Origin of the sequence: Mesorhizobium sp. B3-2-1, assembly GCF_006439515.1 — a bacterium.
Lineage (GTDB): Bacteria > Pseudomonadota > Alphaproteobacteria > Rhizobiales > Rhizobiaceae > Mesorhizobium.
This window is the reverse complement of the sequence record NZ_VFTI01000036.1, coordinates 39,949-66,263: the sequence shown is the minus strand read 5'-3', so window position 1 is coordinate 66,263 and position 26,315 is coordinate 39,949. Positions and strand designations below refer to the sequence as shown.

Annotated in this window: 29 protein-coding genes; 19 read left to right on the top strand and 10 right to left on the bottom strand. The window is 63.9% G+C overall.

Annotated features, from left to right (window positions below):
* Positions 1 to 349: 349 nt before the first annotated feature.
* The gene (locus FJW08_RS27975; RefSeq protein WP_140813138.1) at positions 350 to 1,270 is read right to left on the bottom strand and encodes a LysR family transcriptional regulator; all 921 of its coding nucleotides are present in this window, start codon (positions 1,268 to 1,270) and stop codon (positions 350 to 352) included.
* Positions 1,271 to 1,382: 112 nt separating this feature from the next.
* Here FJW08_RS27975 and FJW08_RS27970 point away from each other — a divergent pair, with 112 nt between their 5' ends.
* Entirely contained in the window at positions 1,383 to 2,078 is a 696-nt protein-coding gene (locus tag FJW08_RS27970; RefSeq protein ID WP_140813137.1) for an NADPH-dependent F420 reductase, read from the top strand.
* Between the two features lie 65 nt (positions 2,079 to 2,143).
* Here FJW08_RS27970 and FJW08_RS27965 read toward each other — a convergent pair whose 3' ends face one another.
* The 4 genes from FJW08_RS27965 to FJW08_RS27950 form a co-directional block, all read right to left on the bottom strand.
* A complete protein-coding gene (locus FJW08_RS27965; RefSeq protein WP_140813136.1) occupies positions 2,144 to 2,527 on the bottom strand; it encodes a hypothetical protein in 384 nt (127 codons plus the stop codon).
* 79 nt (positions 2,528 to 2,606) lie between these two features.
* On the bottom strand, positions 2,607 to 3,236 hold the full coding sequence (locus FJW08_RS27960; protein ID WP_140813135.1) for an SDR family oxidoreductase: 630 nt from the start codon (positions 3,234 to 3,236) through the stop codon (positions 2,607 to 2,609).
* A gap of 1 nt (position 3,237) precedes the next feature.
* Complete coding sequence (locus FJW08_RS27955; RefSeq protein WP_140813134.1) at positions 3,238 to 4,188, bottom strand: alpha/beta hydrolase; 951 nt, start codon at positions 4,186 to 4,188, stop codon at positions 3,238 to 3,240.
* Positions 4,189 to 4,223: 35 nt separating this feature from the next.
* The gene (locus FJW08_RS27950; RefSeq protein ID WP_140813133.1) at positions 4,224 to 5,102 is read right to left on the bottom strand and encodes an NmrA/HSCARG family protein; all 879 of its coding nucleotides are present in this window, start codon (positions 5,100 to 5,102) and stop codon (positions 4,224 to 4,226) included.
* Positions 5,103 to 5,210: 108 nt separating this feature from the next.
* Between FJW08_RS27950 and FJW08_RS27945 the strand changes: the two genes are divergently transcribed.
* From FJW08_RS27945 to FJW08_RS27910, 8 genes are all read left to right on the top strand, one after another.
* Positions 5,211 to 6,107, top strand: a complete 897-nt coding sequence (locus FJW08_RS27945) for a LysR family transcriptional regulator (RefSeq protein WP_140813132.1) — start codon at positions 5,211 to 5,213, stop codon at positions 6,105 to 6,107.
* Between the two features lie 704 nt (positions 6,108 to 6,811).
* A complete protein-coding gene (locus FJW08_RS27940; protein WP_140812991.1) occupies positions 6,812 to 7,138 on the top strand; it encodes a DUF736 domain-containing protein in 327 nt (108 codons plus the stop codon).
* Between the two features lie 252 nt (positions 7,139 to 7,390).
* The gene (locus FJW08_RS27935) at positions 7,391 to 7,672 is read left to right on the top strand and encodes a helix-turn-helix domain-containing protein (protein ID WP_140813131.1); all 282 of its coding nucleotides are present in this window, start codon (positions 7,391 to 7,393) and stop codon (positions 7,670 to 7,672) included.
* Between the two features lie 17 nt (positions 7,673 to 7,689).
* Positions 7,690 to 8,745, top strand: a complete 1,056-nt coding sequence (locus FJW08_RS27930; protein WP_140813130.1) for a replication initiator protein A — start codon at positions 7,690 to 7,692, stop codon at positions 8,743 to 8,745.
* Positions 8,742 to 9,233: a DUF2840 domain-containing protein gene (locus tag FJW08_RS27925; RefSeq protein WP_140813129.1), complete on the top strand. Its 492-nt coding sequence runs from the start codon at positions 8,742 to 8,744 to the stop codon at positions 9,231 to 9,233. The genes FJW08_RS27930 and FJW08_RS27925 overlap by 4 nt, the downstream gene beginning before the upstream one ends.
* Complete coding sequence (locus tag FJW08_RS27920) at positions 9,230 to 9,775, top strand: S26 family signal peptidase (protein WP_140765911.1); 546 nt, start codon at positions 9,230 to 9,232, stop codon at positions 9,773 to 9,775. Before FJW08_RS27925 ends, FJW08_RS27920 begins: the two co-directional genes overlap by 4 nt.
* Before the next feature lie 36 nt (positions 9,776 to 9,811).
* A complete protein-coding gene (locus tag FJW08_RS27915) occupies positions 9,812 to 10,141 on the top strand; it encodes a DUF736 domain-containing protein (protein WP_140813128.1) in 330 nt (109 codons plus the stop codon).
* Between the two features lie 110 nt (positions 10,142 to 10,251).
* Positions 10,252 to 10,914 carry a lytic transglycosylase domain-containing protein gene (locus tag FJW08_RS27910; protein ID WP_246682620.1) on the top strand — a complete coding sequence of 221 codons (663 nt, stop codon included), beginning with the start codon at positions 10,252 to 10,254 and terminating at the stop codon, positions 10,912 to 10,914.
* A 104-nt stretch (positions 10,915 to 11,018) separates the two neighbouring features.
* On the opposite strand, the gene FJW08_RS27905 is transcribed toward FJW08_RS27910, so the two are convergent.
* The 3 genes from FJW08_RS27905 to FJW08_RS32755 all read right to left on the bottom strand — a co-directional run bounded on the left by FJW08_RS27905 (position 11,019) and on the right by FJW08_RS32755 (position 13,726).
* A complete protein-coding gene (locus tag FJW08_RS27905) occupies positions 11,019 to 12,548 on the bottom strand; it encodes an IS66 family transposase (protein ID WP_140813126.1) in 1,530 nt (509 codons plus the stop codon).
* Positions 12,549 to 12,620: 72 nt separating this feature from the next.
* On the bottom strand, positions 12,621 to 12,974 hold the full coding sequence (gene tnpB / locus FJW08_RS27900) for an IS66 family insertion sequence element accessory protein TnpB (protein WP_140813125.1): 354 nt from the start codon (positions 12,972 to 12,974) through the stop codon (positions 12,621 to 12,623).
* A complete protein-coding gene (locus FJW08_RS32755; protein WP_246682616.1) occupies positions 12,971 to 13,726 on the bottom strand; it encodes a transposase in 756 nt (251 codons plus the stop codon). The genes tnpB and FJW08_RS32755 overlap by 4 nt, the downstream gene beginning before the upstream one ends.
* Positions 13,727 to 14,132: 406 nt before the next feature.
* Here FJW08_RS32755 and FJW08_RS27890 point away from each other — a divergent pair, with 406 nt between their 5' ends.
* On the top strand, positions 14,133 to 15,872 hold the full coding sequence (locus FJW08_RS27890; protein ID WP_181183073.1) for a VirD2 family relaxase/mobilization nuclease: 1,740 nt from the start codon (positions 14,133 to 14,135) through the stop codon (positions 15,870 to 15,872).
* Between the two features lie 23 nt (positions 15,873 to 15,895).
* Positions 15,896 to 16,270 carry a homoprotocatechuate degradation operon regulator HpaR gene (gene hpaR / locus FJW08_RS27885; RefSeq protein WP_140813123.1) on the top strand — a complete coding sequence of 125 codons (375 nt, stop codon included), beginning with the start codon at positions 15,896 to 15,898 and terminating at the stop codon, positions 16,268 to 16,270.
* A 112-nt stretch (positions 16,271 to 16,382) separates the two neighbouring features.
* Here hpaR and FJW08_RS27880 read toward each other — a convergent pair whose 3' ends face one another.
* Both FJW08_RS27880 and FJW08_RS27875 read right to left on the bottom strand, forming a co-directional pair.
* Positions 16,383 to 17,972: a GMC family oxidoreductase N-terminal domain-containing protein gene (locus tag FJW08_RS27880; RefSeq protein ID WP_140813122.1), complete on the bottom strand. Its 1,590-nt coding sequence runs from the start codon at positions 17,970 to 17,972 to the stop codon at positions 16,383 to 16,385.
* Between the two features lie 4 nt (positions 17,973 to 17,976).
* Positions 17,977 to 19,479, bottom strand: coding sequence for an aldehyde dehydrogenase family protein (locus FJW08_RS27875; RefSeq protein WP_140813121.1), 1,503 nt, complete (start codon positions 19,477 to 19,479; stop codon positions 17,977 to 17,979).
* A gap of 204 nt (positions 19,480 to 19,683) precedes the next feature.
* On the opposite strand from FJW08_RS27875, the gene FJW08_RS27870 reads away from it, so the two are divergent.
* The 8 genes from FJW08_RS27870 (at position 19,684) to FJW08_RS27835 (ending at position 26,311) form a co-directional block, all read left to right on the top strand.
* Positions 19,684 to 20,583, top strand: a complete 900-nt coding sequence (locus tag FJW08_RS27870) for a hypothetical protein (protein WP_140813120.1) — start codon at positions 19,684 to 19,686, stop codon at positions 20,581 to 20,583.
* A gap of 34 nt (positions 20,584 to 20,617) precedes the next feature.
* Positions 20,618 to 21,205 carry a YceI family protein gene (locus tag FJW08_RS27865; protein ID WP_246682615.1) on the top strand — a complete coding sequence of 196 codons (588 nt, stop codon included), beginning with the start codon at positions 20,618 to 20,620 and terminating at the stop codon, positions 21,203 to 21,205.
* 210 nt (positions 21,206 to 21,415) lie between these two features.
* Positions 21,416 to 22,204, top strand: coding sequence for an SDR family oxidoreductase (locus FJW08_RS27860; RefSeq protein ID WP_140813119.1), 789 nt, complete (start codon positions 21,416 to 21,418; stop codon positions 22,202 to 22,204).
* 13 nt (positions 22,205 to 22,217) lie between these two features.
* Positions 22,218 to 23,012, top strand: a complete 795-nt coding sequence (locus FJW08_RS27855) for a MoaF C-terminal domain-containing protein (protein WP_140813118.1) — start codon at positions 22,218 to 22,220, stop codon at positions 23,010 to 23,012.
* A 17-nt stretch (positions 23,013 to 23,029) separates the two neighbouring features.
* Positions 23,030 to 23,422 (top strand): nuclear transport factor 2 family protein, encoded by a 393-nt coding sequence (locus FJW08_RS27850; RefSeq protein ID WP_140813117.1) that lies wholly within the window; start codon positions 23,030 to 23,032, stop codon positions 23,420 to 23,422.
* A 65-nt stretch (positions 23,423 to 23,487) separates the two neighbouring features.
* Positions 23,488 to 24,696, top strand: coding sequence for an amino acid ABC transporter substrate-binding protein (locus FJW08_RS27845; protein ID WP_140813116.1), 1,209 nt, complete (start codon positions 23,488 to 23,490; stop codon positions 24,694 to 24,696).
* 174 nt (positions 24,697 to 24,870) lie between these two features.
* Positions 24,871 to 25,608 (top strand): ABC transporter ATP-binding protein, encoded by a 738-nt coding sequence (locus tag FJW08_RS27840; protein ID WP_140813115.1) that lies wholly within the window; start codon positions 24,871 to 24,873, stop codon positions 25,606 to 25,608.
* Positions 25,601 to 26,311 (top strand): ABC transporter ATP-binding protein, encoded by a 711-nt coding sequence (locus FJW08_RS27835; RefSeq protein ID WP_140813141.1) that lies wholly within the window; start codon positions 25,601 to 25,603, stop codon positions 26,309 to 26,311. Before FJW08_RS27840 ends, FJW08_RS27835 begins: the two co-directional genes overlap by 8 nt.
* The last annotated feature ends 4 nt before the right edge of the window (positions 26,312 to 26,315 follow it).

The window sequence follows — 26,315 nt, the reverse complement described above, 5'->3', positions numbered from 1 at the left end:
ACCTCCAAAAATCAGCGTTGAATCTGATTTGCCCTTCCTTGGGAATCCCAACCCGTTAAATCGTCACTACGTCCTAGTGGAGCGTTATCCGCACAATAGGAATCCACCCGCAGTTTCCGTACACCAAACACCCGAAAATGCCGTTTTGCTTGGTTCCCTTCGCGGACTGTATGGACAACGGTCGTTTTCCGTACATCGTGCCAAGTAAGAAAGGAAATCTGAAGACTCGGGAGATTTCTATTGTGCGGAAGCATTCCCGCACCCACGTACCGGAGCGTTGCAATGGATGTAATGGCAGGCAGGGCACCCATTGCTTGCAATCGAAGCCCATGCGCAATCGCCGTGCTGGCTAGGGCTGTTGTCCGTGGCCAGCTGCTTCGCCACATCCTAGCTGTTCGACCACCATTTCGATGAAGCTCTTCAGTTTCGGCGTTTGTCGCCGATCAGGGTGGAACAGCAGATGAATGGGACGCGGAGGCGTTTCGTAGTTCGGCAACACTCGGACGAGCCGCCCGGTCGCGAGGTGCGCGCGCACCGACTCTTCCCCGATGAGCGCCAAGCCGAAACCTGCGAGCGCCGCCTCCAGCAACGAAGCGGGGTTGTTGACCTTGAGACGGCCGTGGACCATGGCCTTTGAGGTGAGACCGTCCCGCACAAAGAGCCAGTCGCTGAACGTTGGTTCGGGCCAGTTGCCGAAGAGCAGGCATTCATGATTGGCCAGATCCGATACAGTCGATGGCATCCCTCGCTCTTTTAGGTATGCAGGCGACCCGCAGGCGATAGTCTGAAAGGGTGCGAGCTCGATCGCCCCGAGGTTGGATTCTCCGAGAGGACCGATCCGGAACACCGCCTCAAACCCGTCGTCGATAAGGTCGACAAAGCGGTCGTTGAGAACCAGGTCGACATCGACACTGGGATGGCTGCTCAAATAGCGTGATACCACAGGGGTCACGCAGTGAGCCCCGAATGAAACCGGCGCGTTGACGCGCAAGAGCCCTCGCGGCTTGCCCCTGGCCTCATCAGCAATTGCATCCGCCCAATCAACTTCGGCCAGCGCCACCTTGCAGCGATCGTAATAGGACTTGCCGATCACCGTCAGACTTTGCTTTCGGGTTGTGCGGTTGAGCAGGCGTGCCCCCAAGCGTGCCTCCAAATAGGTGATGTGCTTGGCCACCATCTGCGGCGAGATGCCGAGCGCCGATGCCGCCGTTGCAAAGGAGCCGCTTTCTGCCGCCTTCACGAATGCGGTCATGCTGGCGAGACGATCCATTCCACACTCCTGGTTGGGAGAGCCGGTTTCATGACCCCATTTATCGATCGAATGCTAGGGTCCATATACCTTGTCAGCATTCTCCTCCCCCACATCTTCGAAAGGCACAACCATGAAAATCGGCATTGTTGGCGCTGGCAATATCGGCAGCGCACTCACCCGCCTCTTCCGGGCCGCAGGGCACGAAGTCACGATCTCCAATTCGCGCGGACCAGGGTCTTTGGCAGACCTGTCGGCGGAAACCGGGGCGCGGGCCGCTGCGATTGAAGATGCTGTCCGCGGCCAGGAGGTCGTGGTGGTCGCCGTTCCTACAAACAAAATCCCTAGTCTGCCCCGCGAACTGTTCGCGTCCACGCCCGCCGACGTCGTCGTCATCGACACGACCAACTACTATCCACAACAGCGCGACGGTCGTCTGGACGGAATTGAGGACGCGAACACCGAAAGCGAATGGGTCGAGCAGCACCTTGGGCGTCCGGTGATCAAAGCCTTCAACACGATAGAAGCGACCCATCTCCAACCGGGCGCCAAGCCTGCGGGCTCCGCGGACCGTATCGCTCTGGCGGTGGCGGGCGATGACGTCCAGACCAAGTCCAAGGCCATGGCTCTGATCGACGGGATCGGCTTCGACGCAGTGGACGCCGGCACTATCGCGGAATCCTGGCGTCAGCAGCCGGGCTCACCGGGCTATCTCAAGGACTATGGCTTCCAGGGCGTCCGCAGCGCGCTTGCCGAGGCGAACCCCGAACGTCAACCCGAGTGGCGCGCCACGCCCAACAGCCCCGGCACATACGACTCGCCGGCTTAGACGCCTTGGTCCGCCACCGTCTGCCCCGCTCACAGACGATCAAGGATCAGCCGATGCGCTGCCCGTCAACCCCTGGGGAGCTGACGGGCGGCGGCATCTGCGGTGTCCTCGGGTCTCGTGTTGAAGGCTATCGCAGCGTCCGGCGCTGCCTTGTGGATGATGTTGACCACGCTTTCGAACAGCGGTAGGCCCTTGGGCGGCAGCCTAAGGCCGCCTCCGATCACAACGCAATCATACGCAGCATCGCCCAGCGCTCTTTTGAGGTCAGCAAATCCGGCGGCATCGGGCGTGATCATGCAGGTATCGCCCCGCCAACCCCGTTCCTCAATCTTCGCCACGCCCAAAGCGATCCCAGCGTTGATCTTTTCGGCATTAAAGCCGGGGGGCAAGGACGGGTCCGAGAAGTCGACGGTTTCAGGTTTCTGGCCGACAAACAGTATTCGCGTCATTGAAATTCTCCAGGAAGTTACGGGATTCCGAAAGTGGTGGTATGTCGTTCGGCGACAATGAAGACACTCGCGGTGACTTTCACCAACTGATCAGTGGCGATTTGCGCAGCCACGTATCCGCAGTGAGTTGTTGAACGACGAAATCCGCGACATCCGCTCGCGAGATCGTCCCGCCATGTACGCCAGACAGTTCGGTCAACGCCTTGATGCGACCGCACGCTGGCTTGTCGTTGAGGACCATCGGTCGAACGATGGTCCAGTCGAGCGTGCTGGCCCGGATGGCATCTTCCTGGCGATCCTTGTCTTCATAGACCTTCCGCAGCATCAAGGGCAGGAACAGCCGGTCGAAGAAGAAGCCGCCATGGCCGCGGCTGTCGCCGGCGCCGAGGCCAGTGATGCAGACCAGCCGACGGATGTTCTGCCGGTCCATGACGCCGACCAGCGCGCGCGTCGCTGTCGAGAGCAGGGTCACCTCGCGGAACGGGCTCATGGCAGTGCCCAATGAACTGACGACGGCATCACAACCCGCGATGGCCCTCGTTAGCGCTGCGGCATCGCGGGCGTCGCCTTCGATGAGTTCGGCGCCGGCGAGGTCCCCGGCCTTTGCCTTGGAGCGAACGAGGGCCACGACGTCGTGTCCCTCTGCGAGGGCCTTGGCGACAATCAGCCTGCCGGTTGCGCCTGTGGCGCCCAATACCAGAATTTTCATTTCAAGTCTCCGAAGGTTTGCTGATGGACGGGGAAGCATCGATGAGCCGCTGCCGGAGGAAGTCACCGATGGCGTCCACCGACCGCTCGGCTGCGAGAAAGTGGCCGATGGAGGACTGGAACACATGTGGCATGCCCTGCCAAACCGACAGCGTGACCTCCACTCCTGCCGCCTTCGCCCGGTCGGCGTAGCGGATGGAGTCCATGAGCAACAATTCGTCGTCTCCCACATCGATACGGATCGGCGGCAGGCTGTTGAGTTCCGCGTAGAGCGGCGAGGCCGTGGGGTTCGTGGCATCCTGGCCTTGAAGATACATGTCCGCGAAGGCCTGGAGTACACCGCGCGTGAAGATCGGGTCTGCCTTCGCTCTCGTCTCGAAGCTGTCGCCGGTGAGCGCAAGGTCGGTCCAAGGCGACATCACAGCCGCCCCGACCGGCTGCACCATGCCCTTCGTCTTGTCGGCAGCGATGGTCGACAGCAGCGACAGCGTCAGACCGCCACCGGCAGAGTCACCTACAATCACGATCCGTTCGGCACCGTCCGCAACGAGACCGCGATAGGCGGCAACGGCATCATCGATCGCTGCCGGGAACGGGTGCACGGGCGCAAGCCGGTAATCGGGGACGAAGGTATCGGCGCCAACGCGTGCGGCGATCTGGCCCGCGAAGTGGGTGAACGCCTCGGCTGAGCCGAGTACATACCCGCCACCGTGAATATAGATAATGCGCGCGCCCGGCGGTGCGCCCGGCACTCGAAGCCAGAAGCCCGCAATGCCGCCGACCGTCGCGGGTTCAACCCGCACATCCGTGGCGGATGGTGTTGCGGCAAACATGGCGTCGAACATCGGCCGCGCCTCGGGCCCGAGTTTCTCACCCTTATGGGCCGAGGCGGCCTGTCGCATCGCGGCCACCGCTGGAGCGTCTTGAGGCGAGAGGGATTGGATCGTCATCATGGCAGGTCGCCTTTGTTGGGGGGTAAGGTGCGGGCTCAGCCTTTCGCCCACTGGATCGCGGCATCCCTAGCAAAAGCGGCATAGGAGCGGGGCGCGTGGCCGAGCAGTTTGGTCAAGCGCTCGATGTCGTCAGCGGTCGCCACCGCGCCTTCGGTCTGATAGCGGCTGAACATCAGGCGCAGGTCGAGCGCATGCCAGGCCGGCAGCATGGTCTTCGTGCGCTGCTCCATGACGACGAGATCGTCGCCGCCATGGCGGATCGCGCGGCCGAGCGCTTCGCTCCAGATGGTGGCGATACCCTCGCCGGTCAGGCTGTCCGGACCAACGAGGGCGTAGGTCTCGCGGCCGAGCGGTGTCGCGGCCTGCTCACGGCGAACGAGCTCGATTGCGGCGGCCTCGCCGATGTCGCGGATGTCGACCATCGAGACGCCTTTCTTGCCGATCGGCGAGCCATAAATGCCTGTCTTCAGCAGTCCATCCTTCTGACGAAGATCGTTCTGGATGAAGTAGGCGGGACGCAGGATCGTCGCGGGCAGGTCGAGCGCCTCGATCATTCGCTCGACCGTGTATTTGCCCGCAAAATGCGGCACGTCGGCATAGGCGTCGCCACCGAACACCGAGAGATAGACAATGCCTTTGATGCCGGACTCGCGGGCGATTGTCAGAGTCAGCATCGCCTGTGTCAGTTCGTCGGCGACATTCGGGGTGAGCAGGAACAGCGTGCTGACGCCCTGCAGTGCCAAGCGGACCGAATCCGGATCGGCGAGGTCACCCCGGACCGCCTTTACGCCAGCGGGAAGCTGCGCCGTCTCAGGAGAGCGCGTCAGGGCGCGAACCTCGAGGTTGCGCCCCTGCAGGTGGGCCAGGACCTGGGACCCGATCCTGCCGGTGCTGCCGGTCACCAAAATAGCCATTGTGAAAAACTCCTTATTTCTGGGTTGCTTCTAGAGAAAGATAACCGTTCCAAGATTGATCGGAAGATGGCATGATTGAAACGACATGTCTCATTATTGGAACAAAGAATGGACCTGGAAGCGCTGGTGGATTTCAATCTCGTTGCCGCTCATGGCGGTTTCGGTCGAGCTGGTCGCATTTCCGGACGATCCAAGGCGACATTGTCGCGCCATGTCAGCGAACTCGAACAGAGCCTTGGTGTGAGACTGATCGAGCGTGGATCCCGAAGTCTGCGACTGACGGAAGAAGGGCGAGCGCTGCACGATCGTACGGATGGATTGCTGTCGGAAATCGCGGAAGCCGGGGAGGCGATCGTCCTGGGCTCGTCCATGCCCCGGGGCAGGCTCAGGGTGAGCGCTCCCATGGTCTTCGCGCATGTGGCGCTTCCCACGATCGGCACCCGTTTCGCTCTCGCCTATCCAGAGGTCAAGCTTGAGATTGTTGCCGAGGATCGCAAGGTCGATCCGGTCGAGGATGGCTACGACCTGGTTATCCGGATCGATCCTTCACCGGATGAACGGCTCATCGGCCGCCGTTTTCTCAATGACGAGCGCCTGATCGTTGCATCACCGGACATGCCACGCCCTCAGCCGGCGCCGGGCGGTGCACCGACTGCTGTAAAGGCGGTCTTGCTGAGCGCAACTTCGCTGAACGTCGTTTGGCGCATGAAATCCGATTTTGAGGGCGAAATCCTTTTCAAGCCCCAGCCGATCCTGCGCTTCTCGTCTCTGCTGATGGTGCGCGATGCCGTTCTTGCAGGCGCGGGCGCGGCATTGCTTCCGAAGCTTCTTGTCGCAGGCGATATCGAGGCGGGCCGACTTGTTTGTTGGGGAACCCATGCCGGTCCGCCTGTCGAAATCTGGGCGCTCCAAAGTTCGCGACGTCTTATCGGCGCGAAGGTTCGCGCTTTCTTGGATGTGATGGAGAGGGCGTTTTCTACCAAATTTTTCGTTTCTGCACCCTGAACAAGAACCTGTCCAGCCGGCCAGAGCGGTCCGCAATGCGCTGGAGGCGTCGGCCGCTTTCCAGTCTCGCCATCCCGAAAACGGACAGTCCGCAAACGACCCCAAAATGAGAAATTCATCATTCAACGTCGCGCGGCGAAAAAGGCACCATCCAAAAGCTTCTTTCGTCGCCGATTCCCAACGGTGACCAATAAACGTCATCATAGATCTGCGGAAAGGGCGATCCAAATAGCCTTACGCCCGTAGCACGACACGTCGACGCTGCCACGCCGGCGAAGGTATCTCGATCCAGCATCAAGCCGCTCCAAGTAAGCGTGCGCTTAGTCTGGAGGGAAAGAGGCGATGCATTACATGCCGAGACCGTGTCACGAAATCCGCCAGCGAAACAGTCCGCTTGATCTTTGTTTGTCCCGCATGCCGCCATTGCCTCCGTCTCTCATTTCGTAGAGTGGACCAACGACCTCTCGAACGGGCTGATCTGGCCGGAGGAAGGCTGAAGCCTCGACCGCCTATGCCGCAACGGCGCGTCGCGCGTTTCTTCCCCTGGGCAAAGCCCATTCCTCGCGAAACAAGAAACGCGGCGCCTGCGCCATCCTCCGCTTTGCTGCGGTCGCAAGCGATGCGGCGGCAGTCGCCTTCGGCCTCACGATCGCCATCGAGGTCGCATGGTGCGGGCTCGGAAACGAAGAAGACGGAGACTGAAAATGGCTACCATCGGCACTTTCAAGAAGACCAATGCGAACGAGTTCACCGGCGAGATCGTCACCCTCAGCGTCCAGGCCAAAGGCGTGCGCATCATTCCCGACACCCGGGCCAGCGGCGAGAACGCTCCAAGCCACCGCATCGTGGTCGGCAAGGCCGAAATCGGCGCCGCCTGGTCCAAGCGCTCCAACGAGGGCCGCGACTATCTCGGGCTCAAGCTGGACGATCCGAGCTTCACCGCTCCGATCTACGCCAACCTCTTCGCCGACGAGGAAGGCGAGGCCCATAGCCTCATCTGGTCCCGCCCCAGCCGCCGCAACGGCGAGTGAATCGGCCAACGCCTCGCCCGGTACCGGGCGAGGTGTCTTCCGCCGGTGATCGCGGAAGCCCTCCGGCCCGCCGGCCGCCATGACGGGCGTCCTTTCATCGGACGCGTTGCTTGCCCGCGATGGCACCAATCCGGAAGACCGTCAGCGGTGCGAAATAGCGCCCCTCAATTGCGCACCTGATCACCATCCCCTCGCTCCTCCATCCTGGCCATCGATCGCCGTTCAACCGCAACGGCCGGAAGGAGACACCTCATGAACGCCGACGCCGCGCCACTGCCGCCGCGCTACCTGCGCACTTCGGAAGCTGCGCATTTCCTCAGTCTCTCGGCGCGCACGCTGGAGAAACATCGCACCTACGGCACCGGGCCTGCCTATCGCAAACTCGGCGGCCGCGTCGTCTACACCGTCGACGACCTTCAGGCCTGGGTGCAGCGCGGCGCCATGACATCGACATCCGACCCGCAAGGCTCGGTGCTGCCCGCCAAGCCTCAGGCCGCCCGCTTGATCGCCTATGCCGGGCGCGAACGGCGCTGAGCTCGCTGATTCCCCCCATGTCGGCACGACCACGCCCACCAATGGAGCGCGAACAGCTCGACCTGTTTCAGGCGCTGCCCGGCATTGTCGCGCCACGCGATGCGCAGGACCTCATGGCCTATCCCTTCTTCTCCCTCGCCAAATCCAGGCGCATCGCGCCGATCGACTTTCGCGCCGGCGATGTGGCTATCCGTGTCGAAGCGATGCCCGATCACGGTATGGCGACGATCTGGGATGCCGATATCCTGATCTGGGCGGCGAGCCAGATAGTCAATGCGCGGGACGCCGGATTGCGCACGTCGCGCCTGATGGCCGCGACGCCATATGAAATGCTCACTTTCATCGGCCGCGGCGTCTCTAAGCGAGACTACCAGCGCCTCAAGGCGGCGCTCGACCGCCTGCAGTCGACAAGCGTCGTCACCTCCATTCGCCAGCCCGCGGAAGGTCGGCGCCACCGCTTCTCGTGGATCAATGAATGGCAGGAACGATCCGGTCGAAACGGGTGCCCGCTGGGCGTCGAACTGGTCCTGCCTGATTGGTTCTATCGCGCCATCATGGACGACGCGCTGATCTTGACCATAGACCGCGCCTATTTCGGGCTGACGGGCGGTTTGGAGCGTTGGCTCTATCGGCTGGTGCGCAAGCATGGCGGACGCCAGCGCGCCGGTTGGCGTTTCGACATCCGGCACCTGCATCGGAAGTCCGGCAGCCTTTCACCGCTCAAGCGCTTCGCCTTCGAGTTGCGTGACATCGTGCGTCGCCAGCCATTGCCGGGATATCTGCTGTTTACGGAAGTCGAAGCCAGCGGCCGTGTGTTGTTGGCTTTCGAACCGGCGCCCACGCCTGTTGACAGGCTCGTGCCATCGGGAACCCGAACTATCGTGCCATCGGGAACCGCATCCTCGTGCTTTCGGGAACCGCTATCGGCCTTAAGGGACGGGTCCGAAACGGAAAATTGCGCTCTTAACTTAGAGTCTAACTCTCAATCTAACAGTCTTGCGCGCAAACCGCGGACTGGGGGTGGGGGGCAGAAGCGGCGGTGCGTTGGGGCGCGCGAAGGAGGCGGCACATGACGCCGTCTTCCCAATCGACGCCGCGCGGCGACCTCACGACGGTCGAACTGATCTGGATCGAGAAGCGGATCGAGCACCGCATCCGCTTCGGACGTCCTGCCGATCAGACGATCATCGACCAGCGGCGCCGCGTCCTAGGATTTGTGCCGGGCAGCATTTTTGCCTTCGTGCGCTGGGTGGCGAATGACTTTGGCACCATCGCTTCGCGCATCGACATCGTGCGTGCCGTCTTGCCCGGTGAATCATATCAGACGCTGCCTCACATCCGGCCAGGCGGCGAGATCCTGCTCAAGATCGCAGGCTGGGACAAGGTCGAGCGGGTTCTCAAACTGATCGACGCGATCGAGAGGATAGGCTTCGATCCGGTCGAGGCCGCACCGGACCATTGGCGTCAGGCCCACAACCGCCTGGTTGCCGGCGGAACACCGCGAGCCTATTCACTCGAGCAGCACCGGGCCTTTCTGTTGCGCAAGCGAGCGACATCATGAGCCGCGCCGCTTGTATAGTCGCGGCGCTCGCGGCCGTCGTCGCGACGGTCGCTCCGGCTGCCGTGGGGATGCCGCCGCTGCTGCTATGGAACGCGTCGGCCAGTGCGCCGATCGGGCTCTACGCGATCGGAAAAATGGCCGTGCCTACGGCTGGCGGGCTCGCCGTCATCGAGCCACCGGAGACAGTCGCCCGGTTCGCCGCCGAGCGCGATTACCTTCCGCGCGGTGTGCCGATGCTGAAGCACATCGAAGGGCTTCCCGGGCAGCTAGTCTGCCGCGTCGATCGCGTCATCACCGTCGACGGGATTGCGGTCGGTGCCGCACTGGAGCGCGACCGCAAGGGGCGCGTGCTGCCTGACTGGCAGGGCTGCCGCATCATCGCCGCCGCCGAAATCTTCGTCATGAATCCAAAGGTCCCAGACAGTCTCGACGGCCGCTATTTCGGCCCGTTCCCGGCGAGCTCGATCGTCGGACGCGCGCTACCGCTTTGGACCGACGAGAGAGGCGATGGCCATCACACCTGGCTCGCTCCCGTGAATTGAAATTCAGCCCAGTCAACAGAAAGAAGGAGGCATTCCATGGCCGAGATCGGCGTGTTGCAGAAAACAGAAACTGGCTATTCGGGACGCATTCAAACGCTGCTCGTCGATGTCGAGCTGGTGCTTGTCCCGACCGGAACGTCGGACAACAAGGCGCCGGATTTTCGCATCCACATCGGCGATGGCAGCGGCCCCGAAGTCGGCGCGGCCTGGAAGGAAACCGGGCAGACGGCTGGCGAATACCTTTCCTGCCGATTGGAGGATCCGCTGTTTGCTCGGCGTTTTCGCTCCAGTCTCTTCCGCTCCGATGACGGCTCCTGGTCGCTGCGCTGGATGCGGCCGAAATCGCGGCAGGCGCGTGCGCGATGAGGGAGCCATCGGCGCCGAAAGATGCGGACGAAAGCCGGCCTGTCGGTTGGTTGGCTGGTCGGCGTGAGGCCCTTCGCTTTGTCGCCGGCATGCTGATCTTCTGTCACGCAATGACGGGGGCCGTCGCGCAATCGGCGCAGGTCTCCCGCAAATCCGCGGACGATCCTTATGCCGTGGATATCGCCGAGGCATCGCATCGCTATCGCATTCCTCAGCGCTGGATACGGGCAATCATGCTCCTCGAAAGCGCCCACGACCCACGCGCCGTGTCACGAAAGGGGGCCGTGGGCTTGATGCAGATCATGCCCGCGACTTGGGCCGAGCTGCGCCTTCGTCATCAGCTCGGCCGCGATCCCTATGATCCACGCGACAACATCCTTGCCGGGACGGCCTATCTTCGCGAGTTGTATGATCGATACGGTTCACCGGGTTTCCTGGCCGCCTACAATGCCGGGCCAGGACGTTACGAAGCCTCCTTGAAGGGCCTTCCGCTGCCGGCTGAGACCCGGGCCTATGTTGCGAAGCTTCGCCCTTTCTGGGGCGGCGATGATGCGCCCGGCTTGCTCACCGCCGGCCAAGCAAGGGCCGTCACTTGGAAGGTCGCGCCGCTGTTCATAGGGCGGGAGGCTTCTGAGGCCTTATCCGATCTCGCGTCCGGCAAAGCCGCATCCGGCGCGGTGCCGCCGACACTTTCGGTGCGCGATCTGTTCGCGGCCGGTATGCACGCCCGTGAGCTCTTCCCCGCGTCCGAAGCCGGAACCCCGTCGCGATGATGGCGAAATTTGCAAATCGTGTCCTGGCGTTCTCCTGGACGTCAGGGCGTCCGAATGGGGGAGGGCACGAGGCAACAAGTAAGCGTCCGGTGCTTGCACGTCGCTCAGCTCTTGACAGGATTTCCGACTTTCCAAGCCCAGGGCAGGAGTTCATCGAGCCGGTTTACCGGGTGACCGTCGACCATGCGGATGAGTACGTCGCGCAGCCAGGCATGCGGCTCGACGTCGTTGAGCTTGCAGGTTTCGATCAAAGAGCACAGCACCGCCCATCGGTGCCCACCACCGTCACTGCCGGCGAAGAGGTGGTTCTTGCGGCCGAGCGCGACAGGTCTGATCGCGCGCTCGACCGGGTTGGTGTCGAGCTCGATGCGGCCGTCGTGCAGGAAGCGGGTCAGGCCGCCCCAGCGCGAGAGCGCATAGCGGGCGGCTTCGGCGAGGGAACTGCGACCCGGCAACAACGGCAGCTGTGCTTCGAGCCAGACCCGCATGGCGTCGACGATTGGTTTGGAGTGGCTGCGCCTGGCTGCAAGCCGATGCCCCGGCGATTGGCCGCGAACATCCGCCTCGACGGCATAGAGTTCGCCGATCCGTCGCAAGGCTTCCACCGCGATCGGCGCGTTGGTCGCATGCGCCACGTCGTAAAACTTGCACCGTGTATGGCTCCAGCAGGCGGCCAGAACGATATCTCCCTTGCCGGTAAGACGCTCGAATCCGGCATAGCCATCGACATGCAGAACGCCCTTGAAGCGCTCGAGATGCGAGACGGGACGATCGGCTTTGCGGTCCGGCGCAAACAGATAGACGGCGGCCGGCGGCTCCGGTCCGCCCCATGTCCTCTGCTCGCGGGCGTATACCCACAGCCTTCCCGTCTTGGTGCGTCCGCGGCCAGGATCGAGCACCGGTACCGGCGTGTCATCAGCAAAAAGATGGCTCGAGGCGAAGACGCTTTTGGCGAGCCGCTCGTGCAGGGCTTCCAGCCACCAGCAGGCGCCGCCGACCCAGCCCGCGAGTGTCGAACGCGGGAGCTCGACGCCATTGCGAGCGAAGATCTGCGACTGCCGATAGAGCGGCGTGTGATCGCAATATTTGCTGACCAGCACCTGCGCCAGCAACGCCGGCGTCGCCAGACCGCCAGCGATCGCCCGCTCCGGCGCCGGTGCCTGCATCACCGTCTCGCAGACCCGGCAGGCATATTTTGGCCGCGTCGTCCTGATCACGCGAAGCTGCGCTGGAACCCAATCCAGCGTCTCGCTGACGCTTTCGCCGATGGCATGCAGCGCGCTGCCGCAGCACGCGCAGATCATGCTGTCGACATCGACCAGAACATCCTCGCGCGGCAGATGATCGGGCAGCGGCTTGCGACGCGACGGCCGCTCAGTCGACGGCTTGCTGACGAACTGACGGCTCTCCTGGATGCGTGCGATGTCAGCGTCGAGTTCTTCCAACGCAAGTGCAAGCTGATCGGGATCGAGCCGCTCCGAGCTGCGGCCGAACTGCGCCCGCTGGAGCTTTTTGATGATCGACTGAAGCCGCTCGATCTCGCCGTCGCGGCTCTCGACCGCAGCCGCCATGTCGCGCACGAGGCGTTGAAGAAGTGCTGGATCGGATGGCAGGTTTTGGAGATCGACCAACATAATCGATTCTATCACAAACAGCACAGGAACCCAAGGATTCCGGGCTTCTTCGCGACAATAGAAGTGCCGGTTTCAGCCCGCCAGCATCGGTCGCCAGAAGCGTTCCGGCGCACGCCAGTCGATGCCCTCGATGAGCATCGCGAGTTGTGCCGGCGACAGTGCCACCGAGCCGCCAGGCTCAGCCAGGCGCGGCCACATGAACTGTCCGTGATCCATGCGCTTGGTGAACAGACACAGTCCCGTTCCGTCCCAAAAAAGGATCTTCAGGAGCGAGGCATTCTTGCCGCGGAAGACGAACAGATGGCCCGAGAAAGGATCCTTCTTCAGATGCTCCTGGATCAGCGCGGCGAGCCCATCGAGACCTTTGCGCATGTCGGTGTGACCCAATGCCAGATGCACTTTCACACCCGCTGGAACGACCATCATGGTGCCTTCTCCTTGCCGGCCAAGTGCCGCTTGACCGCAGCCGCGGACGCGCCCGCCGGCGCAAACACGCGCCGCCCATCATCCAGTTCGATTGCCACCATGCCGTCCGGCGGGTGCACGAGATTGCGCAACGCGGCGAGCGCCGGCGGCTCGCTTTCTGCTCCATCGGCGATCTCGACCAGCGCCAGTTCCGGCGCCTTGCGGGCGGTCAGGCCGAACTCCTCCCGCCAGCGGAACGCCATGCTGGTGGCAATGCCATGGCGGCGGCAGACCTGCGCCACGACAACGCCGGGCCTCTCGGTCTCCGCAACGATCGTCCGCTTCTGCTCTTCGGTGAAGCTGCGCCGGTGCGATCGCCCGTCCACCGCGTCGGGTGTCAAGCGGTATTGGCGCCGCGCGCAATTAGCAGCGCTGCTTAATTGGGCTCGGGCACTCGGATGAAGCAGCGATCGCCAGTCCATTTCGTCACCGGATTCTTCCAGGCGATCGCGCCAGATCCGCAACGCATGTCGCGAAAGACCGAGCGCGGCGGCGTATTCGGCATGCCCCATGCCGCTCCAGTTCATCGCCTCGACATGCATGCTCCAGAACGCCCGAAGGGCGACCGGACCGCTGTCCGTGCGCTTGCCGTAGCGATAGCGCGGCCGCCTCTGGGGATGCTTCGGCTGCTGCGTCTTGCGCTGACGTCCGGTCTTCTTCCGGCGCAAATTCTGCAGCTTTTCCGCGCGTTTGCGCAGGTCTTCGGCGCTCACCAGATGGCGCGTCCACAGCTCGAATGTCCTGGTCGAAAGATCACGCTGGCGGCAGAATTCCTGCGCACTGAGAGTGCTATTGAGCCAACTCGCGACCTGCGACGACCAGTAGGGGCTGTTGGCCTTGGCCCAGGAGCGACGAGGCGCCATCCGAATATCCTCCACAAAGCGAAGGAACCCGACATGATGCGAGATTGCACTACTTCAAATATGTGCAGGGACCGGACGGTTACGGCAACAACCGAGGGATGGCAAGATAAAAGGGCGCACATTGTGCGGCGGTCGGTTGGTTGTATTCACTGGGTTTTTCGCCGCTTCCCGCACATTGCAGCGCCTCGGCGCAATGTGCTGCGTACATGCAAATCATTGTATTTGTCTCGATTTTGGCAGTGTGTGGGGCGCAGCCGTGTCCGATGAGCGCGAATTCCATGTCCGTCCGGGCCGCATTCGCTCGACACGATCCCAATCGTCGCGGCCCTTCATCGCCCAGGCGCTCGCGGCGGCGCAAAAGACTGGCGGCAGCGCGTCGCGGTCAGGCCGGATCGGGTCAGGCAAGCGCTCGCAATTCGGACGCGGCAGGGTGGCCAGCATCCAGGCCAACCGCTTGCTTACCGGCCGCTCCCGCGTCGCCACGATCAAGACCCGCGTGGTTCGCCATTCGAAACGTGGCGCACCGCTGGCGACCCACCTCAACTATCTGCGCCGCGAGGGCGTCACACGCGACGACGCGAAAGCCCGCATGTTCGGACCGGAGGTCGACGATGCGTCGACCACCGATTTCGTCGCGCGCTGCAAGGACGACCGGCATCATTTCCGCTTCATCGTCTCGCCAGAGGATGCGGTCGAGATGGCCGACCTGAAATCCTTTACCCGCGATCTTATGGGTCGCATGCAGAAGGATCTCGGCACGTCACTCGACTGGATCGCGGTCGATCATTGGAACACCGACAACCCGCATGTCCACGTCATCCTTCGCGGCCGGGCCGACGACGGCCAGGACCTGGTGATCTCGCGCGACTACATCAGCCGTGGCATGCGCGATCGCGCAAGCGACCTCGTCACGCAGGAGCTCGGCCCCCGGTCCGATCTTGAAATCCGCCGGCATGTCGAGCGTCAGGTCGAGGCCGAGCGATGGACCGGGCTCGATCGCCAGTTGCTGCGGGACGCGCGCGACAATGGCCTCATCGATCTCGCGCCGCATGCCGATCGCCAGCCTGATGAATTCGTCGCGCCCAAGCTCGGGCGGCTGCGCAGGCTGGAAACCCTCGGCCTCGCCGAGCAGCTCGGTCCGGGCCAGTGGGTTGTCAGCGACAGAGCGGAGGCAACGCTGCGCCAGATGGGTGAGCGCGGCGATATCATCAAACGCATGCATCGCGCGTTCGCGGCCCGCGATATCGAGCGCGCGACCGCCAGCTATGTGCTGGCGGCCGAGAACGTCGATGAGAAGATTATCGGCCGGCTGGTCGAGCGCGGACTGGATGACGAACTCAAGGGCACCGCCTATGCGGTGATCGATGGCGTCGACGGCCGCTGCCACCACGTCCGGCTCGCCGATCTCGAGGCGGCGGGCGACGGCGCGCCGGGCTCGGTTGTTGAACTGCGCAAATTCGACGACGCCCAGGGACGCCGGCGGCTGGCGCTTGCCGTGCGCTCCGATCTCGCCATCGAACGTCAGGTCGTTGCGGAGGGGGCGACCTGGCTCGACCGCCAGGCGCTTGCCCGTCCTGCCGCGGCTCTTTCGGATGGCGGCTTCGGCGCCGAGGTGCGCCAGGCGCTTGTTCGGCGCTCCGAGCATCTAGTCGGTCTGGGGTTGGCTGAGCGGCAGCCGGGCGGAACTGTCTTTTCGGGCGGTTTGATCGACACGCTGCGCCGAAGGGAACTTGACGCGCTGGGGAGCAAGCTCGCAGCCCAATCCGGCGGGTCGTTCAATCGTTCCGGCAGTGGTGAATATGTGTCCGGCACCTACAAGCAGCGCTTTGCGCTCGCATCCGGCCGTTTCGCCATGATCGATGACGGGCTCGGCTTCCAGCTCGTGCCTTGGACGCCGTCGTTGGAGCGCCATCTTGGCAATCGTGTCTCGGGCGTCATTCGCGCTGATGGCGGCGCCGATTGGAGTTTCGGCCGCAAGCCCGGTCTAGGCCTGTGAGGGCACCCTCACATGGATCTGGAATGTCGGGTTTCCGGCCGATGCTTGCCCGCCACGACATCACTGACCAGCAATGGCGCGTGCTGAGGGTCCTTGCCGAAGCCAGGCCGCTGGAAGCGACCGAGCTTGCCAATCGCGCCTCGATCCTGCCGCCGAGCCTCACCCGCATCATCAAGGCGCTGGAGGAGCGGCAGTTCATCTCCCTCAACAAGGTCAAGCACTACGGCCGCCGGGCGCTGCTCGCCATCAGCCCGGCCGGCCTCGCGCTGATCGCGGATCTGGCGCCGGAACGTGTGGCCATCTACGAAGCGATCGAGCAGCGCTACGGCGCCAAGCGGCATGAACACCTGCTCGATCTCTTGGAGAGCTTGATCCATTCCGAGTCGACGGCAGATTAAGTTCGATCCTATCGCCCTTCGCACATTTCGGGCGCCGCGCGAGCCGCGGCGACGACCCACACGGCCATTCGCCTACCGCGGCTAACCATCCTTGAGAGGGAGGGAGGGCGCACTAGTTCTCGCCCAGTAAGAAATCGGCGCAGCGATCGCCGATCATGATTGCCGGCGCGTTGGTGTTGCCGCTGGTCAGCCTGGGCATGATCGAGGCATCCGCGACGCGCAGGCGCGGCACACCGCGCACGCGAAGCTGCGGATCGACCACAGCCTGATCGTCCGTTCCCATCCGGCAGGTGCCGCAGGGATGGTAGACCGTCTTCGCGTGGCGGATGATGTGGTCGACGATCGCGTCGTCGCCGAGATCGTCGGCATTGCCGGGTGCGAGCTCCTCGGCAACGACCTCGCGCAGCGCCGGCTGGCGCACGATGGCGCGCGCGACCTTCATGCCGGCGAGCAGCAAGGCTAGATCGTCGGCGTGCGACAGGAAGCCGGTGGTGAAGCGGATCGAATCGCTTGAATTGCGCGAGCGCAGCAGCACCGAGCCGCGCGATTTCGGTCTCAGCACACACGGGTTTAGCTCCATGCCATGGCGTTCGATCGAGCCGTGCTCGGCGCTCTCGATCATCACCGGCAGCACGTGGAACTGCACGTCGGGCCGGCCGTCGCCATCGGTGTCGAAGAAACCGCCGCTCTCGACCACGTTGGAGGCGAGCAAACCGCGCCGGAACATGAGATATTCGATTCCGTGCCGAAGCGCCTTGAAGCCGCGATCCTCACCGAGCAGCGAGACAGGCTTGCGGGTCAGCGCGTAGAGCGGGGCCGCGACATGATCCTGCAGATCCTGGCCGACCGCCGCCATGTCGCGGATAACGGGAATGCCCATCTCCGCCAGATGCGAGGCCGGTCCGAGGCCGGACAGCATCATCAGCTTTGGCGTGGCGAGCGCGCCGGTGGCGAGGATCACTTCGGCCCTCGCCGATGCGGTATGGTTCTGTCCGTCCGGCGTCGTGTAGGACAGGCCGGTGGCCGCACCGTTCTCCAGCGTCAGCGCCGTCACCAGCGCATCGGTGATGACCTTGAGGTTGGCATTGCCGGCAAGTGGCCGCAAAAACACTTTCGCGGCCGACTGCCTTTCACCGTTTGCGGTCGTCGTCTGGTAAAACCCGACGCCCTCCTGCCGCTCGCCGTTGAAGTCGTCATTGAAGCGATAGCCGGCCTGCTGCGCGGCCCGCACAAAGGCGAGCGACAGCGGATGCCGGTAGCGCGGATCGGAGACCGGCAGCGGTCCGTCGGTGCCGTGCTGTTCGCCGGCAAGCCGCTCGTTGCACTCCAGCCGCTTGTAGATCGGCAGCACGTCGTCCCAGCCCCAGCCCGGGCAGCCGAGATCGCGCCAGCCGTCATAGTCCTCCGGCTGACCCCTTATGTAGAGCATGGCGTTGATCGACGAGCCGCCTCCGAGCGTGCGTCCTTGCGGGATCGGCAGCGAGCGGCCGCCGACGCTCGGCTCCGGCTCCGACTGGTAGATCCAGCTGCGCGCCGTGCCGATCACCTTGGCGAAGGTGGCGGGCATCTCGATGAAGCGCGTGTTGTCGGCCGGACCCGCCTCGACGACGAGTACGCGCTTGCCCGCTGCGACAAGCCGGTTCGCCACGGTGCAGCCGGCGGATCCCGCGCCGGCAACGATATAGTCGTAGACCTCGGCCATCTGGTCAGGCGTAGCGCATGATGGCGGTCTTGGTCTCGAGGTAGCCCTCGATCGCCGCACGGCCATGCTCGCGGCCGATGCCGGACTGCTTGAAGCCGCCGAAGGGGGCTGCGGGGTCGAGCGTATTGTGCGAGTTGACCCACACCGTGCCGGCCTTGAGGCCGTGGATAGCGGTCATCGCCTTGCCCATGTCGCGGGTCCAGATCGAGGCCGACAGGCCGTAGCGCGTGTCGTTGGCAATGCGGAGAGCCTCATCGAGATCGGCGACCGGCATTGCCGCCACCACCGGTCCGAACACCTCTTCGCGCACGATCTCCATGTCGGGCCGGACGTGATGCAGGATGGTCGGCGCCACATAGTGTCCCTTGGCCGGAACCGCCCGCGCGCCACTCAAGCGTTCGACGCCTGCCGCAAGGCTGCGCTCGACGAAGCCCTGAACGCTGTTGCGATGCTTGGCCGACACCAGCGGGTTGATCTGCGCCTCTGCGTCGCGGCCGGCGCCCATCGTCATGCCGTCGGCTATCTCGGCCAGCCGCGCCAGCGTGCGGTCATAGATCGACTTCTCGATCAAAAGCCGCGCTGCCGAAGTGCAGACCTGGCCCTGGTTGAAGAACATGCCGAGCCCGGCCAGCAGCGGCTCGATGCCGTCCTCCATGTCGGACAACAGGATCATCGGCGATTTCGAACCGAGCTCAAGCGTGAAGCGCGCGACACGGTCGACCGCGGCGTGGCCGACGCGTTTTCCCACTTCCGTCGAGCCGGTGAAGGTGAGCTTGTCGATGCCGGGATGGCGGATCAGCGCTTCGCCGGTGAGTGATCCGCCGCCGGTGACGATGTTAACGACGCCGGGCGGGAAGCCGACCGCCTCGATCAGCTCGGCAAGCCTGAGCAGGCCAAGCGGCGTTTCCTGCGGCGGCTTCAACACGATCGTGCAGCCGCAGGCCAGTGCCGGCGCGATCTTCCACATGCCGATCAGAAGCGGGAAGTTCCAGGGCACTATGGCGCCGACGACGCCGACCGGTTCCATCACCGTCATCGCATGATGCTTCGCGCCCGGCGGCACTGGGATAGAAACCTGGAAGGTCGAGCCTTCGATCTTGGTCGCCCAGCCGGCATAGTAGCGCAGCCAGTCGACGGCGCCGCCCGCGCTCAACATGCGCGCAACGCCCAGCGACTTGCCGTTCTCGATGCTCTCGATCTCGGCCAGAAGGTCGGCGTCGGCCTCAATCGCGTCGGCGAGCCTCAGCATCAGGTTCTGGCGGTCGACTGGCCGCATCGAGCCCCATGGCCCTTCGAGTGCCGCGCGTGCCGCGCGCACCGCCTGGTCGACGAGCTCCGGGCCGCTCTCCGGCACATGCGCCACGATCTCGCCGGAGGCGGAATCGTCGACCGCAAGGCCGTCGCCGACGAGGCCGTCGACAAAACGCCCGTTGATGAAGGGCCGGTGCGGTCGCGACAGGAATGCGGCGGCGGCAGCACTGATCGGCGGCACGGTTCTCTCGTTCACGCCATCCTCCTCGAAGTGTTGATCGACTTCTCGAGAGGGTTATGGAGCACGCCAACGCCCTTCAAGCCGGCACGGCCGCGAGTGCGCTTTCAGTCAAAACAAAGTTCCCGCTCGGACAAGACGGCGCGCCCTTGGCCAATCAAGATTGGGCAACGAGATCGGCCGCGCGGGCACGGTCTTGAACGGTGTTGGAGGCGGCGGCGGTTGAGCGCGATTCTCGGCAATGCGATGGTCATCACGGCGGCGCTGCCACTCTTGCTTGGCTTCGTCCTGCCCTTGCTTTCACGGTTTGCCCTGCCGGCGTCATCGCCGGTGCTCACGCTGCTTTGGGCCGCACTGCTCCTGTTCTTTTATTGGGACACGCTCGGCCCGCCCGTCATGCCGCCGGTCGCCGCCAGCCAGAAGCTGATCTATCTCGCTTTTGCCGGCATCGTCATCGGTCTTTTGCCTGAGCGGATCATGCCAGGCCGAACGGCAAGCGTTCTCGCCGTTATTGCTCTTGCCGCGGCATTCCTCTGGCTTGGCTGGCGTCGTCTTGCCGGCGGTTCGCTCGACCTGCAGATGATCGCAGCACTCGCCGTTGTCCTGCTGGCGCTCATCGGTGCGGCAATGCTCATAGCAAAGCCATCCTCACCATCGCCTTCGGCGGAAGAGCCGTTCCTGGCGCCGGCGGCAGTGCTGTCCTTGGCGCTTTCCGGCGCCATCGTCTCGGTGCTTGGCGCTTCGATCGTCACCGGGCAACTGCTCGGCTCGCTGGCCGCGCTGATCGGCGGCTGGTGTCTTGTCCAGTATCTCGCGACGTCGCGCGGTGGCGCTGCCTCCGCCTGGAGCAAAGGCGTCGAATTCCTGCTGCTCTACGCTGCCGTCACCGTGCTGATCCAGGTGGCGCTGCTGGCGCCCAAGGCCAATCCCCTGGCACTCGTCTTGTCATCCTTGCCGCCGCTCGCCGCCGTGCTCGTGCGCGGCCGGCTGCAAGGCGTGCTTCCCGGCGCCGGGTCCTTGCGGCCGCTGATTGCCGGTCTCCTGATCGCCCTTCCGGCGATGCTGGCCATCGTGACGGCGATCGTCTGGGCGCCGCACGGGGCCGCTCTTGGCTTTTCCTGAGCCACTCCAACAACCAACAATTAGGGAGAGATATGTGAGGACGAAGAGACTGATTACCGCGCTCGCTTTCGCCGGCGCCTCCATGCTGGCCTCGGCCGCCTATGCCGACAATTACGAGATCGACGGCCAGCACGCCTGGGTCACCTTCACCATCAAGCACGGCATCTACAGCGTCGCGCACGGCCAGATCGACGCGGTCAAGGGCGCGATTGTGATGGACAAGGCCGACGTCACCAAGAGCAGCGTCAAGGCGGAGCTCGACGTCGGCTCCATCCACACTGCTTTCGATCAGCGCGACAGCGACCTGAAGGGTCCCGATTTCTTCAACGCCGCCGAATTCCCGACGATCTCATTCGAAAGCACCAAGGTCGAGAAGGTCGACGGCAAGACCGGCAAGATCACCGGCAATCTCACCATCAGCGGCGTCAGCAAGGAAGTCACGCTCGACGTCAAGCTGCTCAACGAGGCGCCGGCTCCATGGGATGCGACGCTGACCAAGGCGGCCTTCAGCGCCACCGGCAAGGTGAGCACCGCCGATTTCCCAATGGCCAAGGCCGCAGCTGGCTTCGGCCTGGGCCCGGATGTCGAGATCGCCATCGATCTGGAAGCGATCAAGAAGTAGGTCACTACAGTCGTTCCTGTGGTGGCCGCCGCGCGGCTCAGATGTCGCGCGGCGCTTAGCAAGTCGGTTCTGGAGTGCGCATTCAGTCAAAACAAAGTTCCCACTCGGACAAGACTGCGGAACGGCTCCGGCGCACTATCCCTGAACAAGATCGGCATATGGCAAAGACCGGCCCGTAGCCGGCACGACGGCACCAATCGGGATGGACCAATGAGATTTTCCGGCAAGACGGCATTCATCACCGGTGGCGGCACCGGCATCGGCGCGGCCGTCGCCCGCCGCATGGCCGCCGACGGCGCCAGGGTGGTGCTGATGGGCCGGAGGCGCGAGCCGCTCGAAGCCGTTGTCAGGGATATTGGCGGGCTGGTGGTGCAGGGCGATGCCGCCGACGCCAAATCCGTGCGCGCGGCCCTTGCGCAAGTGCATGACAAATTCGGACCGGTCGACATTCTCGTCGCCAATGCCGGTGGCCACGGCGTCGGCCCAACCGTGTCGATGAGCGACGAGACCTGGGCGCTGGCGACGCGCCTCAACCTCGACACCACTTTCGTCTGTGCCCGCGAGTGCCTGCCGGACCTGATCGCGCAGAAGGGCAACATCGTCGTCGTCGCGTCGATCGCCGGCCTGTTCGCCGGCCCGGCGGCGGCCGGCTACGTTACCATGAAGCACGCCTGCGTCGGCCTCGGCAAATCGCTGGCGCGCGACTATGGCCGCCAGGGCGTGCGCACAAACATCATCTGCCCCGGCTGGGTGGCGACCGACATGGCCGACGAGCAGATGCAGTTCGTCATCGAAAGACATGGGCTCGGCTCCATCGAGGAAGCCTATCGCCTGGTGACCAGGGACGTGCCGCTCGGCCGCCCGGCGACGCCGGAGGAAGTGTCCAACGTCATCTGCTTCGTTGCCTCGGACGAGGCGGCGATGATGAACGGTTCGATCCTGACCATCGATGGCGGCGCCACCGTCGTCGACCTGCCGACGCTTGCTTTCGTCGATTGATGTGGAGGGTACCATGAACGACCAGAACAGACCTGCCGACTGGAAGCACTTCGACGATTTCGCCGCCGGCATCGCCACCAACCGTCTGCCGACGACGGACGCGTTGCGCGGCCAGACCTTCAAGATCACGCTGAACACCGGCCGCGTCATCGACCTCGCCTTCACGTCGGCCAATACCGTGGCCTGGAGCGAAGGCAGCGATGCCGGCGCCGACTGGTACGAGGCGCTGGAAGTCGCGCCGCAAGTCTTCTTCATCAACATGGTTTTCGCCACGCGGCTGACAGAAGACGAGGCCTTTATCGTCGACATCGAAACGCGGCGTGTGCTTTCGGTGCGCGAGCGGGTTCGCGAGCCCGGCGAGGCGCCCGGCGAGCCGCGCGTCGCGCAGGTCTATTCTGCAGGTGTGCTCGGCGATCCCTCGGTTCCGGCTGCCGGTGCCGAACCGGCGCCGACGCGCGATCTGATCGGTCTGACCGCGCACTACACATACAGCCCCAACCACGTCTACGAGCACATCTATCTGAGCTCTGAACGCTATGCCTGGCAGAACCTCGTCGGCATCCAGCGCGGCCATGGCGACGTCGATCTCGCGACCACCTGGAAGTTCGACGACAGGCTTTATGTCTTCGGCTTCCGCGAGTTCATCATCCCGGTCGCTTCGTTGTTTTTCTACAATTGGGACACGATGCGCTCGACCGGCAAGTTCCTCGGCGTCACCAGCCAGGGCAAGGTCGAGAACAAGCCCGCCGGCGCCTTCATCGAGAAGAAATCCAGGGCCGTTTACGACCCGGGCCAGGAACCGGTTTGAGCATTGGGATCAGCATCATGAGTAGCAGGAACTACGAAGTCATAAAGGCGCACTACGCCGGCTCCGACGCCAAGGATCTGGCGGCAATGATGGGACCGGTCACCGACAAGACGGCGTGGACCGAAATGGCGGGCTTCCCCTATGCCGGAACCTATGTCGGTGCCGACGCCATCATATCAGGCGTCTTCAGGCGTATCGGCGAGGAGTGGGAGGGCTATGCGCTGAAGGTCGACAAACTGGTCGACGGCGACAGCACCATCGTCGGCATCGGCACCTATTCGGGCATCTACAAAAAGACAGGCAAGGCGATGTCGGCGCGGGTCGTCCATGTCTGGGAAATGCAGGACGGCAAGGCCGTCAGCTTCGAGCAGTTCACCGACACCAAGCTGGTGGCAGCCGCGATGGACTGAAGCACTGGCGCTGTGAATGCGGGCCTCGCCCTGATGCGTTGGCCCGATGAACCTGGGAGGATGGAATGGAAATCACTTTGAAGGGAATGCTGGCCGGCCTGTTGCTGTCCACCGCGCTCAGTGCCGCCGGCACGGTCGCCGCTAATGCCGGCGACACCGAAATCGTGATCGGCGCGCCGATCTCGCTGACCGGGCCGCTGGCCGGCGACGGCAAGGAGCAGAAATGGGCCTATGAGCAGGCCGTCGCCGACATCAACAAGGCCGGCGGCATCATGGTCAAGTCCGCCGGCAAGAAGCTGCCGGTGCGCCTCGTCGTTGCCGACGACGAAAGCTCCGAAGGCAAGGTGGCGTCGGCCCTTGAAAACCTGATCAAGGTGCAGAAGGTCGATGCTCTGCTGTCGACCCATTCCGGGCCGATGAACATCGCCGGCGCCATCGTCGCCGAGAAGTACAAGAAGTTCTACATGATCACGACGGCCTTCCCGTTCGAATGGCAGCCGTTGAAGCTCAAATACTCGGCGCTGTTCTTCTTCCATCCTGGTCCCGGCGCCGAGGTGCCGTTCGAGGTCTGGGACAAACTCCCGGCCGGGGAGAAGCCGAAGCACCCGGCCCTGGTCACCGAAGATTCGCCTGACGGCAAGGGCTTTGGCGGCGCCTTCCAGGCGGCGGCGAAGAAATACGGCTACACCTTTGCCGTCGACGATCCGTGGGCGATCGGCGCCACCGACTATTCGGCGCTGATCACCAAGCTCAAGGCCGCCGATGTCGACGCCATGCTGGTCTTCGGCTCGCCTGCCGACACCATCACGCTGCTCAGGCAAATGAAGGAACTCGGCTTCTCCGTACCATATTTCCACGGCTGGAAAGGCACCTGGACCGGCGAATTCCATGAAGCGCTGGGACCGGACTCCGACTACATCATGACCGACGGCTTCTGGTCGGCGAGCTACCCCTACAAGGGCGCCAAGGAACTCGGCGAACGCTACGAGGCTGAGTACAAGAAGGACTCCGTCACCGTCGGCGCCTTCTATGCCAATGCACAAGTGTTGGCGCAGGCGATCGAGAAGGCCGGCAGCACCGATGCATCGGCGATCCATGACGCGATCTTCGGCCAGGAGTTCAAGGACACCGTGGTCGGCGACCTGAAGTTCGACGAGACCGGCTTCGCGCTGATCCCGAGCGTCGCCACGCAATGGTGGCAGGGCAAGCATCAGCTCATCTATCCGGACGGCACCTGGACCTACAAGCCGGCCCCGGCCTGGGACAAGCGCTGACAGGCGAGGGGCAGGGCGCTCGCAAGGGGAAGCACCCCTAGGGGCGTCGACGCTGCCCATTGCCCTGCCGGGCATTTCTCCCCGTATAGCGAGGGGGAGAAAGGGCTGGCCGCAGGGCGGCGCAAAGCCGACAGCTTGCCACCCAATCACGTCCACTGGAGAAACGGAAACACGATGCAGCCTGACGAAATCCTGCTTCGCCTCGAGGCGGTCCAGAAGCGGTTCGGCGGGCTCGTCGTGCTCAACAATGTCGACATCGCCGTCGGCCCCAACGAACTCATCGGGCTGATCGGCCCCAACGGCGCCGGCAAGTCGACGCTGTTCAACGTCATCACCGCCATCTATGCGCCGACACAAGGGCGGGTGCTGTTTCGCGGCAACGACATCACCGGTATCGCGCCGCACCGCATCTCCAGGCTTGGCATCGCCCGCACCTTCCAGCTGGTGCGCACCTTCCTGACCATGACCGCCTTCGAGAACGTCATGGTTGGCGCCGTCTACGGGGCAGGGGGGCGCGTCAAGCATGCGACCGAAGCGGCGAACGCCGCGCTCGAACTGGTCGGCCTCACCGCCCGGCGCGACATACGCACTGCGCATATGACCCTTTCCGACCGCCGCATGCTGGAGATCGCGCGCGCCGTTGCGTCAGACCCGGCGCTGCTGCTGCTCGACGAGCCGATGGCTGGCCTCAACCCGACCGAGATCCAGCGCATGGTCGACGTCATTCGCCGCGTGCGCGCCGAGCGTGGTCTTTCGATGCTCTGGGTCGAGCACAAGGTCGACGCCATCATGAAAGTCTGCAGCCGCGTCATCGTGCTCGACCATGGCGAAAAGATCGCCGACGGCTCGCCGCGCGAAGTCACCCAGAACCGCAAAGTCATAGAGGCCTATCTTGGCGAACCGGCTGCTTGAAGTGAGCGATCTCCAGGTCGCCTATGGCGACGTCGGCGCGCTGTGGGGCGTCTCGCTCCATGTCGACCCCGGCACCATTGTCGCCATCGTCGGCGCCAATGGCGCCGGCAAGACGACGCTGCTCAGGACCGTCTCTGGGCTGCTCAAGCCGAAAAGCGGCGATATCAAGCTGGCCGACCAATCGCTGGTCGGCAAGGCGCCGCAGGAGATTGCCTCCATGGGCATCGCGCATGTGCCGGAAGGCCGCGGCCTGTTCCGCCAGATGACTGTGCTGGAGAATCTCGAGCTCGGCGCCTTCCAGCCCAAGGCGCGGCCGCGCACCAAGGAATTGCTCGACAAGGCCTATGCGCTGTTTCCGCGCCTCAGGGAGCGCGTCCACCAGAAGGCCGGTTCGCTCTCGGGCGGCGAGCAGCAGATGCTGGCGATCGCGCGGGCCACCATGTCGGAGCCGTCGCTGCTCATCCTTGACGAACCGTCGCTGGGTCTCAGCCCACTGGTCGTGCAGCAGATGTTTTCGCTCATCCAGACCTTGCACGGCCAGGGCGTCACCATCCTGCTCGTCGAGCAGAACATCCACCAGGCGCTGAAGGTCGCCGACTATGCCTTCGTGCTCCAGACCGGCTCGCTCGCCATGCAGGGCACCGGCGCCGAGCTGATCGCCGATCCCGAAATCCAGAAAGCCTATATGGGCGTGTTGGAGTAGATCA

Excerpts from the sequence above, each read along its gene's own strand:
- FJW08_RS27930 (WP_140813130.1), top strand. The coding sequence starts at position 7,690 with ATGTCGGCACGACCACGCCCACCAATGGAGCGCGAACAGCTCGACCTG.
- FJW08_RS27970 (WP_140813137.1), top strand. The coding sequence starts at position 1,383 with ATGAAAATCGGCATTGTTGGCGCTGGCAATATCGGCAGCGCACTCACC.
- hpaR (WP_140813123.1), top strand. The coding sequence starts at position 15,896 with ATGTCGGGTTTCCGGCCGATGCTTGCCCGCCACGACATCACTGACCAG.
- FJW08_RS27945 (WP_140813132.1), top strand. The coding sequence starts at position 5,211 with ATGGACCTGGAAGCGCTGGTGGATTTCAATCTCGTTGCCGCTCATGGC.
- FJW08_RS27860 (WP_140813119.1), top strand. The coding sequence starts at position 21,416 with ATGAGATTTTCCGGCAAGACGGCATTCATCACCGGTGGCGGCACCGGC.
- FJW08_RS27920 (WP_140765911.1), top strand. The coding sequence starts at position 9,230 with ATGAGCCGCGCCGCTTGTATAGTCGCGGCGCTCGCGGCCGTCGTCGCG.
- FJW08_RS27950 (WP_140813133.1), bottom strand. The coding sequence starts at position 5,102 with ATGGCTATTTTGGTGACCGGCAGCACCGGCAGGATCGGGTCCCAGGTC.
- FJW08_RS27955 (WP_140813134.1), bottom strand. The coding sequence starts at position 4,188 with ATGATGACGATCCAATCCCTCTCGCCTCAAGACGCTCCAGCGGTGGCC.
- FJW08_RS27965 (WP_140813136.1), bottom strand. The coding sequence starts at position 2,527 with ATGACGCGAATACTGTTTGTCGGCCAGAAACCTGAAACCGTCGACTTC.
- FJW08_RS27915 (WP_140813128.1), top strand. The coding sequence starts at position 9,812 with ATGGCCGAGATCGGCGTGTTGCAGAAAACAGAAACTGGCTATTCGGGA.
- FJW08_RS27960 (WP_140813135.1), bottom strand. The coding sequence starts at position 3,236 with ATGAAAATTCTGGTATTGGGCGCCACAGGCGCAACCGGCAGGCTGATT.
- FJW08_RS27845 (WP_140813116.1), top strand. The coding sequence starts at position 23,488 with ATGGAAATCACTTTGAAGGGAATGCTGGCCGGCCTGTTGCTGTCCACC.
- FJW08_RS27910 (WP_246682620.1), top strand. The coding sequence starts at position 10,252 with ATGACGGGGGCCGTCGCGCAATCGGCGCAGGTCTCCCGCAAATCCGCG.
- FJW08_RS27925 (WP_140813129.1), top strand. The coding sequence starts at position 8,742 with ATGACGCCGTCTTCCCAATCGACGCCGCGCGGCGACCTCACGACGGTC.
- FJW08_RS27850 (WP_140813117.1), top strand. The coding sequence starts at position 23,030 with ATGAGTAGCAGGAACTACGAAGTCATAAAGGCGCACTACGCCGGCTCC.
- FJW08_RS27935 (WP_140813131.1), top strand. The coding sequence starts at position 7,391 with ATGAACGCCGACGCCGCGCCACTGCCGCCGCGCTACCTGCGCACTTCG.
- FJW08_RS27855 (WP_140813118.1), top strand. The coding sequence starts at position 22,218 with ATGAACGACCAGAACAGACCTGCCGACTGGAAGCACTTCGACGATTTC.
- FJW08_RS27975 (WP_140813138.1), bottom strand. The coding sequence starts at position 1,270 with ATGGATCGTCTCGCCAGCATGACCGCATTCGTGAAGGCGGCAGAAAGC.
- FJW08_RS27880 (WP_140813122.1), bottom strand. The coding sequence starts at position 17,972 with ATGGCCGAGGTCTACGACTATATCGTTGCCGGCGCGGGATCCGCCGGC.
- FJW08_RS27905 (WP_140813126.1), bottom strand. The coding sequence starts at position 12,548 with ATGTTGGTCGATCTCCAAAACCTGCCATCCGATCCAGCACTTCTTCAA.
- tnpB (WP_140813125.1), bottom strand. The coding sequence starts at position 12,974 with ATGATGGTCGTTCCAGCGGGTGTGAAAGTGCATCTGGCATTGGGTCAC.
- FJW08_RS27940 (WP_140812991.1), top strand. The coding sequence starts at position 6,812 with ATGGCTACCATCGGCACTTTCAAGAAGACCAATGCGAACGAGTTCACC.
- FJW08_RS27840 (WP_140813115.1), top strand. The coding sequence starts at position 24,871 with ATGCAGCCTGACGAAATCCTGCTTCGCCTCGAGGCGGTCCAGAAGCGG.